Origin of the sequence: Streptomyces sp. NBC_01390, from assembly GCF_045040105.1 — a bacterium.
Lineage (GTDB): Bacteria > Actinomycetota > Actinomycetes > Streptomycetales > Streptomycetaceae > Streptomyces.
Genome location: NZ_CP109551.1, coordinates 4,952,933 through 4,970,442, shown reverse-complemented (window position 1 = coordinate 4,970,442; position 17,510 = coordinate 4,952,933). Strand labels below are relative to the sequence as shown.

20 protein-coding genes and 1 tRNA gene are annotated in these 17,510 nt (G+C 69.5%); 11 read left to right on the top strand and 10 right to left on the bottom strand.

What is annotated here, in order from left to right:
- Window position 1 precedes the first annotated feature (1 nt).
- From OG241_RS22350 to OG241_RS22310, 9 genes are all read left to right on the top strand, one after another.
- Window positions 2-622, top strand: a complete 621-nt coding sequence (locus OG241_RS22350; RefSeq protein WP_405817271.1) for a NuoI/complex I 23 kDa subunit family protein — start codon at window positions 2-4, stop codon at window positions 620-622.
- Window positions 619-1,224 carry an NADH-quinone oxidoreductase subunit J gene (locus OG241_RS22345; RefSeq protein WP_405817270.1) on the top strand — a complete coding sequence of 202 codons (606 nt, stop codon included), beginning with the start codon at window positions 619-621 and terminating at the stop codon, window positions 1,222-1,224. Before OG241_RS22350 ends, OG241_RS22345 begins: the two co-directional genes overlap by 4 nt.
- Window positions 1,224-1,616, top strand: coding sequence for an NADH-quinone oxidoreductase subunit NuoK (nuoK, locus tag OG241_RS22340; protein WP_405817269.1), 393 nt, complete (start codon window positions 1,224-1,226; stop codon window positions 1,614-1,616). Before OG241_RS22345 ends, nuoK begins: the two co-directional genes overlap by 1 nt.
- Window positions 1,613-3,607, top strand: coding sequence for an NADH-quinone oxidoreductase subunit L (locus tag OG241_RS22335; protein ID WP_405817268.1), 1,995 nt, complete (start codon window positions 1,613-1,615; stop codon window positions 3,605-3,607). Before nuoK ends, OG241_RS22335 begins: the two co-directional genes overlap by 4 nt.
- A gap of 6 nt (window positions 3,608-3,613) precedes the next feature.
- Window positions 3,614-5,191, top strand: a complete 1,578-nt coding sequence (locus OG241_RS22330) for an NADH-quinone oxidoreductase subunit M (protein WP_405817267.1) — start codon at window positions 3,614-3,616, stop codon at window positions 5,189-5,191.
- On the top strand, window positions 5,188-6,711 hold the full coding sequence (locus tag OG241_RS22325; protein WP_405817266.1) for an NADH-quinone oxidoreductase subunit N: 1,524 nt from the start codon (window positions 5,188-5,190) through the stop codon (window positions 6,709-6,711). Before OG241_RS22330 ends, OG241_RS22325 begins: the two co-directional genes overlap by 4 nt.
- A 164-nt stretch (window positions 6,712-6,875) precedes the next feature.
- Window positions 6,876-7,739, top strand: coding sequence for a zinc metalloprotease HtpX (htpX, locus tag OG241_RS22320; protein WP_405817265.1), 864 nt, complete (start codon window positions 6,876-6,878; stop codon window positions 7,737-7,739).
- Entirely contained in the window at window positions 7,736-8,131 is a 396-nt protein-coding gene (locus tag OG241_RS22315) for a YccF domain-containing protein (protein ID WP_405817264.1), read from the top strand. Before htpX ends, OG241_RS22315 begins: the two co-directional genes overlap by 4 nt.
- A 127-nt stretch (window positions 8,132-8,258) precedes the next feature.
- Window positions 8,259-8,837: an SMI1/KNR4 family protein gene (locus OG241_RS22310; protein ID WP_405817263.1), complete on the top strand. Its 579-nt coding sequence runs from the start codon at window positions 8,259-8,261 to the stop codon at window positions 8,835-8,837.
- Window positions 8,838-8,859: 22 nt separating this feature from the next.
- Here the strand turns inward: OG241_RS22310 and OG241_RS22305 are convergent, their stop codons facing one another.
- Window positions 8,860-10,140 (bottom strand): APC family permease, encoded by a 1,281-nt coding sequence (locus OG241_RS22305; protein WP_405817262.1) that lies wholly within the window; start codon window positions 10,138-10,140, stop codon window positions 8,860-8,862.
- Between the two features lie 174 nt (window positions 10,141-10,314).
- On the opposite strand from OG241_RS22305, the gene OG241_RS22300 reads away from it, so the two are divergent.
- Window positions 10,315-10,581, top strand: coding sequence for a GlsB/YeaQ/YmgE family stress response membrane protein (locus OG241_RS22300; RefSeq protein WP_319090700.1), 267 nt, complete (start codon window positions 10,315-10,317; stop codon window positions 10,579-10,581).
- Between the two features lie 78 nt (window positions 10,582-10,659).
- On the opposite strand, the gene OG241_RS22295 is transcribed toward OG241_RS22300, so the two are convergent.
- Entirely contained in the window at window positions 10,660-11,148 is a 489-nt protein-coding gene (locus OG241_RS22295; protein ID WP_319090444.1) for a YajQ family cyclic di-GMP-binding protein, read from the bottom strand.
- A gap of 235 nt (window positions 11,149-11,383) precedes the next feature.
- Between OG241_RS22295 and OG241_RS22290 the strand changes: the two genes are divergently transcribed.
- Window positions 11,384-11,465: transfer RNA gene (locus OG241_RS22290), tRNA-Tyr, on the top strand.
- A gap of 154 nt (window positions 11,466-11,619) precedes the next feature.
- Here OG241_RS22290 and OG241_RS22285 read toward each other — a convergent pair.
- From OG241_RS22285 to OG241_RS22250, 8 genes are all read right to left on the bottom strand, one after another.
- The gene (locus OG241_RS22285; RefSeq protein WP_405817261.1) at window positions 11,620-12,984 is read right to left on the bottom strand and encodes a tyrosine-type recombinase/integrase; all 1,365 of its coding nucleotides are present in this window, start codon (window positions 12,982-12,984) and stop codon (window positions 11,620-11,622) included.
- Window positions 12,981-13,190: a helix-turn-helix transcriptional regulator gene (locus OG241_RS22280; RefSeq protein ID WP_405817260.1), complete on the bottom strand. Its 210-nt coding sequence runs from the start codon at window positions 13,188-13,190 to the stop codon at window positions 12,981-12,983. Before OG241_RS22280 ends, OG241_RS22285 begins: the two co-directional genes overlap by 4 nt.
- Window positions 13,191-13,479: 289 nt before the next feature.
- Window positions 13,480-15,024, bottom strand: coding sequence for a YfjI family protein (locus OG241_RS22275; protein ID WP_405817259.1), 1,545 nt, complete (start codon window positions 15,022-15,024; stop codon window positions 13,480-13,482).
- Window positions 15,021-15,185 (bottom strand): hypothetical protein, encoded by a 165-nt coding sequence (locus OG241_RS22270; protein ID WP_405817258.1) that lies wholly within the window; start codon window positions 15,183-15,185, stop codon window positions 15,021-15,023. Before OG241_RS22270 ends, OG241_RS22275 begins: the two co-directional genes overlap by 4 nt.
- The gene (locus tag OG241_RS22265) at window positions 15,182-16,078 is read right to left on the bottom strand and encodes a bifunctional DNA primase/polymerase (protein WP_405826364.1); all 897 of its coding nucleotides are present in this window, start codon (window positions 16,076-16,078) and stop codon (window positions 15,182-15,184) included. The genes OG241_RS22270 and OG241_RS22265 overlap by 4 nt, the downstream gene beginning before the upstream one ends.
- A gap of 107 nt (window positions 16,079-16,185) precedes the next feature.
- Window positions 16,186-16,575: a hypothetical protein gene (locus tag OG241_RS22260; RefSeq protein ID WP_405817257.1), complete on the bottom strand. Its 390-nt coding sequence runs from the start codon at window positions 16,573-16,575 to the stop codon at window positions 16,186-16,188.
- 17 nt (window positions 16,576-16,592) lie between these two features.
- The gene (locus OG241_RS22255; protein ID WP_405817256.1) at window positions 16,593-16,898 is read right to left on the bottom strand and encodes a hypothetical protein; all 306 of its coding nucleotides are present in this window, start codon (window positions 16,896-16,898) and stop codon (window positions 16,593-16,595) included.
- Complete coding sequence (locus tag OG241_RS22250) at window positions 16,895-17,503, bottom strand: hypothetical protein (protein WP_405817255.1); 609 nt, start codon at window positions 17,501-17,503, stop codon at window positions 16,895-16,897. The genes OG241_RS22255 and OG241_RS22250 overlap by 4 nt, the downstream gene beginning before the upstream one ends.
- Window positions 17,504-17,510 lie beyond the last annotated feature (7 nt).

Sequence of the window (17,510 nt, the reverse complement as noted above, 5' to 3'; positions counted from 1 at the left end):
CATGGCTGAGCCCCTCCCGCCCACCGGGCCCCGTATCCCCGGCATTGGCCTGGCCAAGGGCCTGGCCGTCACCCTCCGCACGATGACGAAGAAGACCGTCACCGCGCAGTACCCGGACGCCCAGCCCGACCTTCCGCCCCGCAGCCGCGGAGTCATCGGCCTCTTCGAGGAGAACTGCACGGTCTGCATGCTGTGCGCCCGCGAGTGCCCGGACTGGTGCATCTACATCGACTCCCACAAGGAGACGATCCCGGCCGCCGCCCCCGGCGGGCGCGAGCGCAGCCGCAACGTCCTCGACCGCTTCGCCATCGACTTCTCCCTCTGCATGTACTGCGGTATCTGCATCGAGGTGTGCCCCTTCGACGCCCTCTTCTGGTCCCCGGAGTTCGAGTACGCCGAGACCGACATCCACGAACTCACCCACGAACGCGACAAGCTCCGCGAGTGGATGTGGACGGTCCCGGCCCCGCCCGCCCTCGACCCCGCCGCCGAGGAACCGAAGGAGATCGCCGCCGCCCGCAAGACGGCGGAGAAACTTGCGGCCGCCCAGACCGAACCGAACAAACCCCCGGTGTCCCCCGTGTCCCCGGCGGACACCGAGCCGCAGGAGGGAACGTCGTGAGCCTCGCCGCCGCAAGCCCCGGCTTCCTCTCCCCGACCGGCGTCGAGATCGCCTTCCTCCTCGTCGGCCTCGTCACCTTCGGCGCCGCGCTCGTCACCGTCACCACCCGGCAACTGGTGCACGCCGCCCTGTGGCTGGTGGTGACTCTCGGCGGCCTCGCCGTCGAATACCTCCTCCTCACAGCCGAGTTCATCGCCTGGGTACAGGTCCTCATCTACGTCGGCTCCGTCGTCGTCCTCCTCCTCTTCGGCCTGATGCTCACCCGGGCCCCCATCGGCCGCTCCCCGGACGCCGACTCCGGCAACCGGTGGGCCGCCCTCGGCGTGGCCCTCGCCTCGGCCGTCGCCCTGGTCTGGGTCGTCGTCGACGCCTTCCGCACGACCTGGATCGACCTGGACGGCGCCGCCGCGGGCTCCACCGCCGTCACCGGCGCCAGCCTCTTCCAGAACTGGGTCCTCCCCTTCGAGGCCCTCTCCGTCCTCCTCCTCGCCGCCCTGGTCGGCGCGATCGTCCTCTCCCGCAAGGCGAAGGCGAACGCGGCCACGACCAACACCCCGAACATCCCGGGCGCCACCAAGCCCGGCAAGGAAGGTGCCCTCTGATGCACCTCGCCTATCCCGCCGTACTCTCCGCCCTCCTCTTCTGCACCGGCCTCTACGGCGTCCTGGCCCGCCGCAATGCGATCCTGGTCCTGATGTCCGTCGAGCTGATGCTCAACGCCGTCAACCTCAACCTCGTCGCCTTCGACGTCTGGCTCAGCAGGACGGCCCGCGACACCCTGCACTCCGGCCAGGCCCTCACCCTGTTCACCATCGCCATCGCCGCCGCCGAGATCGGCATCGGCCTGGCGATCGTCCTCGCCGTCCACCGCAACCGCGGCACCGCGGACATCGACAAGCTCCGCGACACCGCCGAGCCGCACGGCCCTGACGAAGCCACCGATTCCACCGGGGCCACCCTCACGGAAGACGAGAAGGCTGAGGCCACCGCGTGACCACGACCACCCTCGCCGTCCTCGTCCCCCTCCTCCCGTTCCTGGGCGCTGCGGCCGGCCTGCTCCTGGGCCGCACGGCCCCCGGCTTCGTACGCCCCCTCGCCGTACTGCCGCCCCTCGCGGCGCTGGTCCTCGCAGTGGTCGTCGCCGTACGCCAGGGCGGCGGCCGGGCCGTCGACGCCGCCACCGAGCTCACGCCCACCGGCTCGGTCCCCGTCGAACTCGCCCTGCACATCGACGGCTTCGCCGCCCTCGTCGCCGTCCTGGTCGCCCTGGTCGCGACCTGCGTGCAGATCTACTCGACGGCCTATCTGCGCGACGACCCGCGCTACCCCTCGTACGCCGCTCTCGTCTCCCTCTTCACCTCCGCGATGCTGCTCGTCGTCTACTCCGGCGACCTGATGGTGCTGCTGGTCGGCTGGGAGATCATGGGCATCTGCTCGTACTTCCTGGTCGGCCACTACTGGGAGACCCCGGAAGCCCGCGCCGCCTCCCTCAAGGCCTTCCTCGTCACCAAACTCGGTGATGTCCCTTTCCTGATCGGCCTGTTCGCGCTCGCCACCGACGCCGGGTCCTTCCGGATCACGAAGATCCTCGGCACCGTCGCAAGCGGCGGGCTCGACCACCCGACGCTGGTCGCCCTGCTGCTCCTGGCCGGCGTGGCAGGCAAGTCCGCGCAGTTCCCGCTGCACACCTGGCTCCCCGACGCGATGGCGGGCCCCACGCCCGTCTCCGCGCTGATCCACGCCGCGACGATGGTCGCCGCCGGTGTCTACTTCGTCGCCCGGCTCCTCCCGGTCTTCGCGGCCTCCTCGGCCGCCCTGGTCGTCCTCGCCGTCATGGCCGCCGTCACGATGACCGGCTCCGCCCTGGCCGCCCTCGCCCAGGACGACATCAAACGCGTCCTCGCCTACTCGACGATCGGCCAGCTCGGCTACATGACCGGCGCCCTCGCCGTCGGCGACCGCGGTGCCGCCGTCTTCCACCTCCTCACCCACGGCGCCTTCAAGGCGCTGCTCTTCCTCGCGGCCGGCGTGGTCATCCACGCCGCCGGCACCAACTCACTGGCGGCCATGTCCCGCATGGGCAACCTGCACGCCCGCATCCCCGATGCCTACTGGACGATGACCGTGGCGCTCCTCGCGCTCGCCGCGATCCCGCCGTTCAGCGGCTTCTTCTCCAAGGAGTCCGTCCTCGGAGCCGCCGAGCACGTCACCACCGGCCACACCGAGGGCATCCCCGGTGCCGCCGGCTGGATCGTCCTCGTCGCCGGCCTGGTATCGGCCCTTCTCACCGCCGCCTACGCGACCCGCCTGTGGCTGCTCGCCTTCCGGGGCCGAGGCGCCGACGCCCCCGACCACGGCAGGCAGCCCGTCGCGATGACCACGGTGCTCTGGGTGCTCGCGGTCCCCTCCCTCGCCCTCGGCGGCCTTGCCTACGGCCGACTGCCCGGCTGGTTCGACGGCCACGACCTGAACCCGACGCTCACCACCTCCGTCCTCGGCACGGGAGTGGCCCTCGTCGGCGGCCTCGTCACTTACGGAGCCTGGCGCCACACCACCGCCCTGGCGACCCGCGTTCCGATGGGCGCCGTCGCGGCCCACCCGGACGCCGACGGCGGTGTCGTCGAGGCCGAGGCCATCGCCACCCACACCCCCGCCTACGGAGACATGGCCACCGCACCCGACCCGGCGGACCCCGGCCGGCTCCTGCTCGGCCCGCTGCACCGGCACGCGGCCGTCGGCTTCCACCTGGACGCCCTGTACACGACGCTGTTCGTCCGCCCGGTCCAGGCCGGCGCCACCCTCGTCCGGTTCCTCGACCGTGAGGTCGTCGACACCTACGTACGCGGCGCGAGCGCCGTGCCCCGCCTGCTGGGCGACGCCGTACGGCGCGCTCAGACCGGCAACGTGCAGACCTATGTGAGCGCGCTGCTCGCCGGCACCGTCGTCCTGGTGGTCGCCGTCCTCCTCGTCGCCACGGGAGCGTGAGCAGGCGTGATCGATATCAACGAGTCAGTGATGCAGTTCCTTCTGGCATTCCTCGTCGTGGGCCCGCTGATCGGCGCTGTCGCCGCTCTCCTGCCGGCCCCGCCCGGGCTGAAGGGGAAGTCGCCCGACCAGGCCGTGCTGCGACACGGCGTGACCGTCACCGGCGTCGTGCTCATCGCCGCGATCACCCTCGCGCTCGGCTTCGACCACGACCATCCGTCGAAGATGCAGGCCACGACGGACATCAGCTGGATCCCCGCACTCGACGTGCGGATCCACCTCGGCGTCGACGGCATTTCCCTCCCCCTTCTGGTCCTGAGCGCGCTCCTGACCTTCCTCTGCGCGCTCTACTCCTACTTCAAGCTGCCCGCCGGCCCCTCCCCGAAGGCCTTCGTCGCACTTCTCCTCGTCCTGGAGTCCGGCACCCTCGCGACCTTCGCCGTCCTCGATCTGCTGCTGTTCTTCCTCGCCTTCGAGATGGTGCTCATCCCGATGTACTTCCTCATCGCCCGCTGGGGCGGTGAGCAACGGACCCGGGCGGCCTGGAAGTTCATCCTCTTCACCCTGCTCGGATCCGTCGTCATGCTGCTGGGCCTGCTCCTGATCGGGATCAAAGCGGGCACGTTCGACATCATGGCACTCGCCACTGACAACGGCTCGGGCCTGACCACATCCGTGCAGGTCACCGCCGTTCTGGCGATCGGGATCGGGCTCGCGGTGAAGACGCCGATGTGGCCGCTGCACAGCTGGCTGCCGGACGCCCACACCGCCGCCCCGACCGTCGGCTCGGTCCTGCTGGCGGGCGTCCTGCTCAAGATGGGCACGTACGGGTTCGTGCGCATCCTGTTGCCGGTCACGCCCGACGGATTCCGGACGTTCGCGCCCTACCTCGGCGCGTTCGCCGTCGTCGGGATCATCTACGGCTCCCTGGCCTGTCTGGCCCTCGCCCGGCAGGGCGCGAAGGGCGACCTCAAGCGGCTCATCGCCTACTCCTCCGTCGGCCACATGGGCTTCGTGCTGCTCGGTATCTCGACCATGACCCCGACCGGCGTCAACGGCGCGCTGTTCGCCAACATCGCCCACGGCCTCATCACCGGCCTCCTCTTCTTCCTGGTCGGCGCGCTGAAGGACCGCACGGGCACCACCGATCTCGACACCCTCGCCGACCGCACGGGCGCCGCCCTCTACGGCCGGGCCCCGCGCCTCGGCGGCCTCGTGGCCTTCGCCGCCGTCGCCTCGCTCGGACTGCCGGGCCTCGCCGGGTTCTGGGGCGAGATGCTGGCCCTGTTCGGAGCGTTCGACCCCGCCGACGACCTCAGCCGCCCCGCCTTCCTCACCTTCACGGCGATCGCAGCGTTCGGCACCCTGCTCACCGCCGCGTACATGCTCGTCGTCGTACGCCGTGTCTGCATGGGCGCCGCCCCTCAGCCGGACGCCCCCCAACTCGCCGACGTACAGACGTACGAATTCGCGGCCTGGACCCCGCTCGTCGCCCTCACCGTCATCGCCGGGCTGTGGCCGAGGGCCCTCCTCGGCCTGACCGACCCGGCCGTGCAGCAGCTCCTCTCAGGAGGCCCCCGATGAGCTCCCCGGCCCAGTCCGCAGCTCAGTCCGTCGTCCAGTCGGTCGACTGGCTCGCCATCGCGCCGCCCACCCTCACCGCCGTCGTGGGACTCGTCGTACTGGTCGCCGACCTGTTCATCGGCGACAACAGGAAGGCGCTCCTCGGCTGGATCTCGGTCGCGGGCCTCGCCGCGTCCGGACTCCTGCTGCTGCCCCTCATCCACGGCGAGCGCTCCACCTTCTGTCTGACCGGCAGCACGGACGTCTGCAGCTACACGGCCGACCGATTCACCCTCGTCATCCAGTTCCTCGTGCTCGGCGGCGCGCTCCTCGCCGCCCTCCTCTCGGTCACCGCCCTCAAGGACGCAGACCGAGGACTCCCCGAAGGGGAGTACTGGTTCCTGCTGCTGTCCTCCGCCGCCGGAGCGGCCCTCCTGCCCGCCTCGCGCGACCTCGCGACCCTGATCGTCGCCCTGGAGGTCGCCTCCCTGCCCGCCTTCGCCCTTGTAGGCATCCGGCACGGCGACCGGAAGTCCTCCGAAGCGGCCCTGAAGTTCTTCCTGTCGTCCGTGACGGCGACCGCTGTCGGCCTCATGGGCATCAGCTTCGTGTACGCGTCCACGGGCACCCTCTACCTCACCGAGATCGCCGACCGGATCCAGCACGTCGACCCACAGCTCCACACCCTCGCCCAGGCCGGCGTCGTCCTCAGCCTCATCGGCTTCGCCTTCAAGACAGCCGCCGTGCCCTTCCACTTCTGGGTGCCCGACACCTACGTGGGCGCGCCCCTGCCGATCGCCGCCTATCTGTCGGTAGTCGGCAAGGCCGTCGGCTTCTCCGGCCTGATCCTCGTCACCGTCGTCGCCTTCCCGTCGTACGCCGACGTCTGGGGCCCGGCACTGGCAGCCCTGGCCGCGCTCACCATGACCGTCGGCAACGTCGGCGCCCTCCGCCAGCGGACCACGCGCGCGTACAGCGCGGTACGCCTGCTCGCCTGGTCCTCCGTCGGCCAGGCCGGCTACCTCCTCGTACCGATCGCCGCCGCCGCGTACTCCGACGACGCCCGCAAGTCGATCGGCTCCACCGTCGCGTACGCCCTCATGTACGCCGCCGTGAACCTCGGCGCCTTCGCGGTGGCGGCCCTGGTGGCCCGTACGAAGCCCTTGAACCGCGTCAGCGACTACAGAGGCCTGTACGCCACCCGACCCCTCGCAGCGCTCGTCCTGGGCTTCTTCCTGCTGTGCCTCGCCGGGTTGCCACCGGGCATCATCGGCCTCTTCGCGAAGGTCACCGTCTTCTCCGCGGCCGTCGACGCCGGACTCGGCTGGCTGGCCGTGATCATGGCCGTCAACGTGGTGATCGCCCTCTTCTACTACCTCCAGTGGACGGCCCTGCTGTTCGGCACCCCCGAAGGGGCCGAGGCTCACCACCGCGCCCCGGCCCCCCTCACGGCCGCGATCGCCCTGACCGCCGTCCTCGGTATCGCCCTGTCCGGCGCACCCCAACTGGTGCTGCGCTTCGCCGACACCGGCCTCTTCTGACCCTCCGCGGCGGGCACGCGCGCGTGGACCCCCACCCGGACGGCCCACGCGCGCCCGAGCGCGCGCAAGGGAACTGCGAACCCCCGCCTGGCGTTGACCAGTGCAGAAGGGTCCACTTGACCTGACACCAGGGTTCCCCTGCCGCACCACTAGGAGGGCGTACCGTGCACCGCCGGCACAACGGGCTCAGGACAGCCCTGCTCCTCGGGGGACTGTCCGCACTCATCATCGTCATCGGCAGCTTCTTCGGCCGTATGGGCCTCCTGGTCGCACTCGTCATCGCGATCGGCACAAACGCGTACGCGTACTGGAACAGCGACAAGCTGGCTCTACGCGCGATGCGCGCCCGCCCGGTGAGCGAATTCGAGGCCCCGGCCCTGTATCGCATGGTCCGTGACCTCTCGACCCAGGCCCGTCAGCCGATGCCGCGCCTGTACATCTCGCCGACCGAAGCGCCGAACGCGTTCGCGACGGGCCGCAACCCGCGCAACGCAGCCGTGTGCTGCACCGACGGCATCCTGCGCATCCTGGACGAGCGCGAACTGCGCGGCGTCATCGGCCATGAGCTGAGCCATGTCTACAACCGCGACATCCTCATCTCGTCGGTCGCCGGCGCCCTGGCCTCCGTGATCATGTTCCTGGTCAACTTCGCCTGGCTGATCCCGATCGGCCGCTCCAACGACGACGACGGCCCCGGCATCCTCGGCATGCTGATGATCATGATTCTGGGTCCCCTTGCGGCCAGCCTCATCCAACTCGCCATCAGTCGCTCCAGGGAGTACGAGGCCGACGCGTCGGGCGCCCAGCTCACCGGCGATCCGCTGGCCCTCGCGAGCGCCCTGCGCAAACTGGAAGCGGGCACGAAGCAACTGCCGCTGCCCCCCGAGCCGCGTATCGAGACCGCGAGCCACATGATGATCGCGAACCCCTTCCGCCCGGGCCAGGGACTCTCCAAGATGTTCTCTACGCACCCGCCGATGGCGGAGCGCATCGCCCGGCTCGAAAAGATGGCAGGTCGCCAGCAGTGAAAACAATTCTCAACGTCATTTGGCTCGTCCTGAGCGGCTTCTGGCTGTTCCTCGCCTATCTGGCCGCAGGCGTACTGCTCTGCATCACGATTATCGGAATTCCGTTCGGTATTGCTTCGTTCCGTATCGGCGCGTACGCCCTGTGGCCCTTCGGCCGTACGACGGTCGAGCGGCGCGACGCGGGCGCCCCCTCCTGCATCGGCAACGTTCTGTGGCTGGTTCTCGCAGGCTGGTGGCTCGCCCTGGCCCACGTCGTCACCGGCGTTCTGCTGTGCGTCACGATCATCGGCATTCCGTTCGGCATCGCCAACTTCAAGCTCATCCCCGTCTCGCTGCTGCCGCTGGGCCGGGAAATCGTGCCGACGGACCAGCCGTTCAGCTCACGCTGGTAGGCGGATAAGGGGCGTCCTCGCGCCCGCCCGACTGTTTGTCCACAGCCCGTGGGCGGGATTCATGTCCCCGCCCGCGGGTTATCCACAGGCCGCCGCGATTGTCAGTGGCGGCCTGCATCATGAATCCATGACCGAGACCGAGCAGGTGCTGACACGGGTGGCCTTCGCGGCGCGCAACACCCGTCCGTGGGGCTGGCCTTCACTCCCCGCCCCCGTGGACGCGGCGACGCTCGACCGCGCCGAGACCGCCCTCGGCTTCACCTTGCCACCGCTCCTCGCCGAGCTGTATCTCCGGATAGGAGACGGTGGATTCGGCCCGTCCTACGGCCTGTTGCCCCTACTCGAAGGCCGGCCCGCAGGCGAGCCGCCCGTCGTCGGCCAGTACCTCGCCAACCGCGAGGAGGGCCGCAGGGATCCGGACTGGCCCTGGCCCGAGGGCATCCTGCCGATATCCCACTGGGGCTGCGGGATGTACGCGTGCGTGGACTGCCGTACACCGGAAGGCGCCGTCCTGCTCTTCGAGCCGAACGCCGACGACGCCGAGCACGCGTGGTACACCGACGCCCCCGGCCTCGCGGAGTGGCTGAACACCTGGCTCGACGGCACGGGCTGGTACGAGGAGTCCAACGACGGCCAGGACCTGGAACCCTGGCCCGAATTCCGCATACGTACGGCGACAACGCCGCCGCCGGTCCAAAGCACGTGACGGACGCGACGCTCACGCCCTGTCAGTCGTGAGGCCCGGCTGCCGACCGCGAAGCCGACCACCATCGCCGCACGCCGTACGCGACGGCCCCCACGCCCAGCACGCCCGTGCCTACGACCACCGACACCCCCGGAAGTGCGAACGCCAGCGTCACACAGCCGAGGAGCCCCACCGCCGGCACCACCCGGGGCACCGGAGCCGAACTCAGAGTCCAGGCGGAGGCGTTGGCCACCGCGTAGTAAGCCAGAACCCCGAAGGAGGAGAAACTGATAGCGCCCCGCACATCCACCGTCGCGGCCAGCACCGCGACCACCGCACCCACGGCCAGCTCGGCCCGGTGCGGTACCTGGAAGCGCGGATGCACGGCGGCCAGAGCACCGGGCAGATGACGGTCACGGGCCATGGCCAGCGTCGTCCGTGAGACGCCCAGGATCAGGGCGAGCAGCGAGCCGAGCGCGGCCACGGCGGCACCGGCCCGGACGACAGGCACCAGCCCCGGCACGCCCGCCGCCCGGACCGCGTCGGCCAACGGGGCACTCGCCTGCCCGAGCCCACCCGACCCCAGCACGGAAAGGACAGCCACCGACACCGCCGCGTACACCACCAGCGCGATGCCCAGGGCCGACGGGATCGCGCGCGGAATGGTGCGCGCCGGATCCCGTACCTCCTCACCAAGGGTCGCGATCCGGGCGTACCCGGCGAACGCGAAGAACAGCAGCCCGGCCGCCTGAAGCACTCCGCCCACGCCCCCGGAGGCCCCGACCTCCAGCCGGCCGGCGTCAGAGACATCGGAGCCCAGGCACACCACCACCACGGAAGCGAGGACAGCGAGGACCACTGCCACGATCGCCCGCGTCAGCCAGGCGGACTTCTGGACGCCGCCGTAGTTCACCGCGGTCAGCGCCACCACGGCCGCGACTGCCACGGCATGGGCCTGACCCGGCCAGACGTACGTTCCCACAGTGAGCGCCATCGCCGCGCAGGAGGCGGTTTTCCCGACGACGAACGACCAGCCGGCGAGGTACCCCCAGAAGTGGCCGAGCCGTTCACGCCCGTACACGTAGGTGCCGCCGGAGGCGGGATAGAGGGCGGCAAGTCTGGCGGACGACATGGCGTTGCAGTAGGCGACCACGGCTGCCACGCCGAGCCCGAGGAGCAGCGCGGACCCGGCCGCGCGTGCCGCGGGTCCCAGGGCTGCGAAGACACCGGCTCCGATCATGGAACCGAGCCCGATGACCACGGCGTCCCCGACGCCGAGGGTGCGCCGCAGTTCAGCGTGCGATTCCGCACCGGGCTGTGTCATGCGACGCACCCTACTGACCGGTGCAACCGCCAGGCACCGCGTTGACGTCGTGTACGGCAACACCGAACCAACAACGCACAATTCGAACGCACCGGCATGAGCGTGACCGTCACGACGTCGCAGATCACAGTGCCGGGACAGTTCGAGCACAGCACAGAGGGGCAGGTTCAGGGCATGAGCATCATCGGCTGGATCATCCTGGGGCTGTTGGCCGGGGCCATCGCCAAGTTCCTGCTGCCGGGGCGAGACCCGGGCGGTTTCATCGGCACGACCGTCATCGGCGTCGCCGGAGCGTTCCTCGGCGGCTGGATCTCGGCGCGCTTCCTCGACCACCCCATCAGCAAACAGTTCTACGACGGCACCACCTGGGCGGCCGCGATCGGCGGCTCGCTGGTGCTGCTGATCGCGTATCGCATCCTGTTCGGCAATTCGCGCGACTGAGCGCGTACCTGATCAGCAGCCGGCAGAAGGGAGGGGCGCCCGCCGCGGGGCGCCCCTCCCTCGTCGACAACAGGTGGGCTACCGGTAGTTCACGAACTGCAGCGCGAACTCGAAGTCCTTGCCCTTGAGGAGGGCGATGACGGCCTGAAGATCGTCGCGGTTCTTCGAGCTGACGCGCAGCTCCTCGCCCTGGACCTGAGCCTTCACGCCCTTCGGGCCCTCGTCGCGGATGATCTTCGCGACCTTCTTCGCGTTCTCCTGGGAGATGCCCTCCTCGATCGAGGCGAAGAGCTTGTACTCCTTGCCGGAGAGCTGCGGCTCACCCGCGTCCAGGGACTTCAGCGAGATACCCCGCTTGATCAACTTGGTCTCGAACACATCGAGGACCGCCTTGACCCGGTCCTCGGAGTTCGCCTCCATGAGGATCTTCTCGCCGGACCACGAGATCGAGGCGCCCACGCCCTTGAAGTCGTAGCGCTGGGAGATCTCCTTGGCGGTCTGGTTGAGGGCGTTGTCGACCTCCTGCCGCTCGACCTTCGAGACGATGTCGAAACTGGAGTCGGCCATGTCCTGTGGCTCCTTGTATGGGGTGCTTGTCGGAATCTGCGAGCTGTGTATCGGCATGCGTGACGACAGCAGCCGAGCCCGGCGTACGTCCCGGGCCGCATCCGCATAAGCCTAGCCACCCCCTCCCGTCCGGGCGCCGCTCAATCGGGTGGCGAAGCACCCCGGTCCATCAGGTATCGTTTACGTCGTTGCCAAGGAGGACCGCCGAAAAGCGGTTCGAAGGGCAGTAACCCCAGGCGGTGTGCCCGAGCGGCCAAAGGGAGCAGACTGTAAATCTGCCGGCTCAGCCTACCCAGGTTCGAACCCTGGCGCCGCCACAGGAAAAATGAAGGGCCCGTGACCTGCTGTCATCGCAGGTCACGGGCCCTTTGTCATGCGTCCGTGAGATCAGTGCACTGTCTCGCTCTGTCTCGTGTTCGAACGTTCTCTCTCGGATTTCGCGGACGGGGCGCGGACGGCGGCCGTGGGCCCTCAGCCATGTCGCCCCAAGCGTTCGGAGATCTTGGCGTTCGCGGCCTCATCCCCGTCGCTGAGAAACTTGGCGTATACGCGCAGCAGCACCGCGACGCTGTGGCCGGCGCGCTTCGCCACGAGCTGTGGTTCCACCCCGGAACTGAGCCAGGTGGAAACCGCTGTGTGGCGAAGATCATAAGGACGCTTGGCGAGCGTCGACCCGTACTCGGCAGGAGTCAGGGCACGCGACCGAGCCTCAGCCCAGACTTCGCCGTAGCCGGTGTCCTGGATCAGTCCACCGCGCTGCGTCTGGAAGAGCCGACCATCGGGAGCAGTGCCGTACGCGGTGACGTGCCATCGCAGCAGGGCCACCAGTTCGGGTGGGATCGGGACCGGTCGCACCGCCTTTCGCGGCCGGTGTTTCAGCCCCCGCTTCTCGTGCGGCTTGCCGCTGTCTGTCCATGCTGAGCCCGAACGAGGGCGCGTTTCCCGAATGCGGAGCATGCCCCACCCCCGGCGCGGCAGGTCGCAGTCTGAGAGGTGCAACCCTATGACCTCCGCCGGCCGTGCAGCCGCGTAGTACATGCACCCAAAGAACGCCACCAGACGTCGCCCACGGGGGCTCTGGTCCCGTACGGCGGACAGGAGTTTCGCAGCCTGTCCCGGATTCGGTACACAGGCAGGGTCCACCTCCTCTCCCACCTGCTCCGGGGCTTTCCACTTGATTCGGGTGAGCGGGTTCTCGGTGAGGAGTTCGGCATCCACCGCGTATTCAAGGGAGTTGTGGAAGATGGCGCGCTTCCGCTGGATCGTTGCGGCCGCTGCGGTCTTGCCGTCCAGCTTCTTGGACAGGGCTTTCAGGGCGGCCCGTACGAGCAGACGTTCGGCGAGTGAGGACGTGGGCAGCGACTTCCGCTCGAACCAGTCCAGCACCTTGGCGACATCAGCCGGAATCTCCTCCGTCCAACGGTTCTTGTTGAATGCCCAGCTGTAGAGGGCGGTACGGACGGCGCGCGTGTCGGGCATGCCCTTGGTGTCCTTCACCAGTGCGGGCGTCACGGTCGCCATGGCTTCGGCCAGGGTCCGCCGTGTGGAGCCCGGGGCGTCGTCCCACTTCATCTCGATGTAGTTGCGGGCGTGCTCGTACCAGGTGATGTCCCGTTCCTTGACGACCAGGGACTTGGGGAGCCCGCTTTCCATGTCGAACGGTTCACCTGCGTTGGCTGCGGTGATGAGTTGGGCTTCGAAGCTCTTTGCGAGACCAGATGTGAGGAACGATTCTGAGTGTGAACTCGTGCCCACGAACCAGCGGAGTTGGTACGGCTTGCGGTAGTCGCGCTTCCGGATGGTCCAGAACTTGACGGTGTAGCTCCACTCGGTCACGCAATTTCCATTTCGTCTTTGAACGCGTCCAGGACACTTCGGCGCACACAGATGCGGCCGGACTGCGTGCGGCGCGCTTCCGGCCCGTAGCCGCGATCACGCCACCGGTACCAGGTCGGGCGGGTGATGCCGAGTTCCACCAGGACGTCACTCAGGGGCAACAGTTCGTCTTTCGGCGCGCGGCGCCGATGGGAAGTGGCGGGCATGGGGGTCTCCTTGGAACAGCGAGGGGCGCCACAGAAACCACGAAATACACAGAAACCCTGGATTGGTGGGCTGACCTGCGGCGATGCCGCATGGTGGGGGCTGCCACAGAAATCGCGGGAAGTTCCACAGAAATAGGCGGCCGGACCGGTGGGGTCGGTGCCGGGTTATTTCTGTGGCTTCTCGGTTCGTTTCTGTGGCAGCACACCGTGAGCCCCTGACGCGGCTGTCTGTGCTGGTCAGGGGCTTGCCGGGGGTATTTCTGTGATTCTGTGGTTTCTGTGGCGGGGGTCAGGCGGTCGGGTCGGTCAGGCGGGGGTGGACCAGGTAGCGGGGCGAGGGCGGTCGGCCGCGTCCTCCGGTGCGGTGGACGGTTTGGGCGCGCACGTAGCCGTGGTCTTCGAGCAGGGCCAACACGGGGCCGAGGTCGTTGGCGGTGCGGAACTCGGAGCGGGAGAGCTTGACCATGAGGTCCCGCTTGCTGACCTCTCGCCACCCGTGAGTGCGCAGGGCTTCCAGGACGCTGCGGGCGCGTTCGGCGATGCGGTCGGCGCCCATGGAGTCGAATGCGGCGAGGCTGTGACTGATGAAGTACTCAGCCAGCGCGATCGCGTCGCGCATCGTCGCTTCCGCCACGGGCACCGTGTGCCCTTTGGTGAGGTGTTCGGCGAGGTGCAGCAGGGCCGCCATACGGGCGGCGGCGCCGACCAGCTTGCCGCCCCAGTCGCCGATCTGGCCCATGATGCCGCCGCGCGCTTCCAGCATCGGTTCCACCCGGGCCTGAAAGGCGGTGAGGGCTGCGACGGCTTCGGGGGTGAGCTGGATAACGGCGGGATCGGTCCACTCGGCGAGGAACAGCGTCAGGTCGAGGACGTGGAGCCGGTAGGTCTCCATTACCTGCTCCGGGATGGGGTCCGGTTCAATCTTGCGGCGGCCTACCAGGGACTCGGGAACCGAGTAGAGGAAGCGTCCGAGCAGGCCGCGGCCCTTGAATCCGTCCTGCTTCCCGATGTCGTCCAAGACTTGCGGCTGGACGCACAGGCCCATGGTGAGGGCGGGGTGTTCGATGTATTCCTCTCGGGTCTGCCGGTCGACCTTGAGACGGTCCCCGGCATGGCCTTTGAGGAAGACACCCAGGTTGGGCCCTTTGGAGTAGCGTCCGGCGATGATGTCGAAGATGTCGCCCTCGGCGGACATGACGGCGATCCGGCCGCCCTGTTCCGCCATCCGTGAGGTGACGGTCTCGGCGGTGGTGTCGTCGGCGAGCAGCTGCGGTTTGGCCGGCACCGTGACGCTGTCCGCGGTCTGCGCCAGCGCGATCGCGGTGGCGACCAGTTGATCCCGCTCGTCCCCGCCCGCGGATGACGCTTTGGTGGTGGCCTTGTCGGCGGCTTCCTTGGCGAGGCGGGCGGTCATCTCGGCTTCGACGATGGCCGGTTGAACGAGGGTGCGCAGTTGCTGTTCGGCCTCGTACAGCGGATCGGTGAGCAGGCCGAACACAGCGGATTTGCGGTTGGCGGGCGGGAGCGAGACGACGACGTAGAGGTTGGTCGGCTCGCGCCAGTGCCCGCGCACCTGCACCACCGACCGGCCGCCGGCGGCGGTGGCGAGGACGGACAGGGCGATGCATCCGGCGAGGTCGACGGGGGTCTGTGTCTCCTCGGCGACCGCGGCCACGAACTCCCGCAGCCACCCCGGAAGCGAGCCGACAGGAAAGGCGGTGAGCTTGCGGGGTCCGGCGAGGGGAACGGGGTCTTCCCACACGGGTGCAGGCAGTTCGTCCAGGGAGGGCAGTCCGGCCCACAGGTCGGGACTGTCCACAGGCTGTGGGGTCATGAGACCGCCCTGCCTTCGGTGGGGGCGTCGGTCTGCGGGTAAGGGCCAAGCGCAGTGCGGACGCCTTCGGCGACGTCCTTTCGAACGCCTACGATGCCCTGCGGTGCGGCCTGTGCAGCGTTCTGAGGCTGTTTCAGGGGATTGAAGGGGTTGTAGGTCATGCGGCGCCCCTCTCGGCCGCGCTGAGGCCGTTGGTGACCGCGCGGTGGGCGTAGGGCTCGGGGACACCGACGGAGACGGCTGCGGCGACGATCTGCCGTCCGAGGGTGTCCAGTCCGCACGGTCCGGGGCAGTGCGCGTGCTGCGCTGCCAGGAACCGGGCGACACCGAACGCCTGTGATCCGGCGCCGGATTCAGCGCGGGCGCGTACGAGGGTGAGGCCGCGGTCCAGGCCGGTGCGTACGTACTGCTCGGTGTGGCGGCATCCGGTGGCAACGGTCCGGTCCCAGGTGGCGCGTTCGGGGAGGGAAGAGACCACCTTCCCCCGGGCGGGGGTGGTCTCTTCCCTCACGACCAGGGCGAGGACGGCGGGCGGCAGTGCGGTCATGGTGCCGGTGCCGGGTCCGAGCCAGCGGGCGTACTGCATGAGCGACTTGACGTCGACGTCAGGCCGTACGGCGTTCGCGGACTGCATGGTGCCCTGGTAGATCCAGTGTTCGCCGCGGGTGGTGGGCACGGTCCGGGTGCGGGGCAGTGTGGTCCGGGCCCAGGTGACCGCGTCCGTGTTGTCGAGGTCGACGACGGTCAGTCCGGCGCCGCCGGGGTGGTAGCCGACGGCAGCAGCCTGACGCCATGCCGCGGCCCATGCGGGCGAGTTGATGATGTTCGGGTCGGTGGTCGCGGCGGCCCACGCGTGGCACACCGAGGGGCAGCGGCAGGGACCCGGGCTCTTCATGTTCGGCCGCCCGCCGCAGATGTTCTTGGCGCATGCGCGGCAGTTCCCGAACGGGAGCTTCCCGCCGCGCAGCGGCAGCACCGGCACGCCTGCGGCGGTGAGATCCAGGGCGGTGGCGAAGTGCGGGTTCCCGGCCGGATACACGCCGTATGGCGGCATGGTCGTGCGGTCAGGTGTCATGCTGGGAGTTCTCCTAGTTCTGTTGGAGGGACGTGGAGAACCGGGGCGGCGCGGTCTTGTGGTGAGAGGCGCCGCCCCGGGCACAGCTACAGGTCGTCGTCGGTGTCGTCGATCGGGCCGCAGTAGCCGAGGGGGTTGGCGGCGCTGTGGGCGCGTTCGAGGGCTGCGGTCATCGCGGTGGCGTGCTGCTCGGCTTCGCGCAGGGCCACGGAGACCGCGTCGGTGTGCTGGGTGGGGGTGCCGTGGTCGGCGGTGAGGTGTCCGGCCTGGTGGAGGTCGGCCAGCGCGGTGCCGGTCTGGTCGAAGGCCTGCGGAAGCCGGTGCGCGAGTGTGGCGAACGCGGCGAGCGTCCGGTAGATCGTGCCGGGGTAGGCGAGGGGTGAGTTCCCCCTGCGCAGGGTGGCGCGGTTGAACGCACGGACGGCTTCCGCGGCCTTGTTCGCGTGCTGTACCGGGTCGGTGGTGCGGGCGGGCATGAGGGGTTCCTCTCGGGTCAGAAGGGGGGTTCGTCGCTGTAGCCGCCGGCGCCCCACGGGTCGCGGCCGGTCTCCCGGCGGCCCAGCCGACGGGGCCGACGCGGCAGGGGCAGCAGGACCCAGCGCCGGTCCTCGTTCCAGCAGTCGCAGGGCTCCCATTCGGTGCCCGCGTACTCGCCGTTGTGGTCCCCGTAGTCGTGACCGTGGCCGCCCTCCCCGCCGCAACGCGGGCAGTCGGGACGGGGCGTGTCGGTAAGGATCAGCGTGCGGCGGGTCCAGCCGGTGACCTGGATACGCAGGCGGGGCAGGGTGCGGCGGGTCATACGGTGCCGTCCCTCGTGTCGGCTGCGGGCAGCGCGGGCAGGCCTGCGGATTCCAGGGCGCGCGGGTCGAAGTCGGGGAGGGTGGCGCGGGTGACGAGTGCCTGGGCGAGGGCTTCGGCGTAGGCGGCGCCGCTGCGGGCCACCTCGATCTGTGTCGTGCTGCGGAGGGTTTCGACGCGTTCGACGTGCGCGTACTCCTCGCGCCGCTCGGTCGTGTCCCGTTGGTGGGTGAGGTGTTCGCGGCGGTCGGTGCGCCAGTAGCGGGCGGCGAGGGTGTAGGCGCCGGCGGTGGCCAGCGACCACAGCAGCAGCGGCAGCGGCAGACCGTCGGTGTATCCGGCGACCCCCGCGAAGGCGAGGGCACCGGACGCGGCGAACGCCGTTCCCACGATCACCGTGTCTCCGGTGCTGTTGCCCGCGGCCACCCCTGCGGCGGCGGCACCGAGGGACAGCGCGGTCATCAACGCGGCGTTGCCGACGCTGTGTTCTGCCCCGTTGGCGTTCCAGATCCGGGCCAGCGCGAGCACGGTGGTGGTGGCCAGCGCGGGCGCCGCCTTGGGCGCCACGATGGCGAGCCAGTGCCGGGCGACGATGGGCTCGTTCACGGCGGGT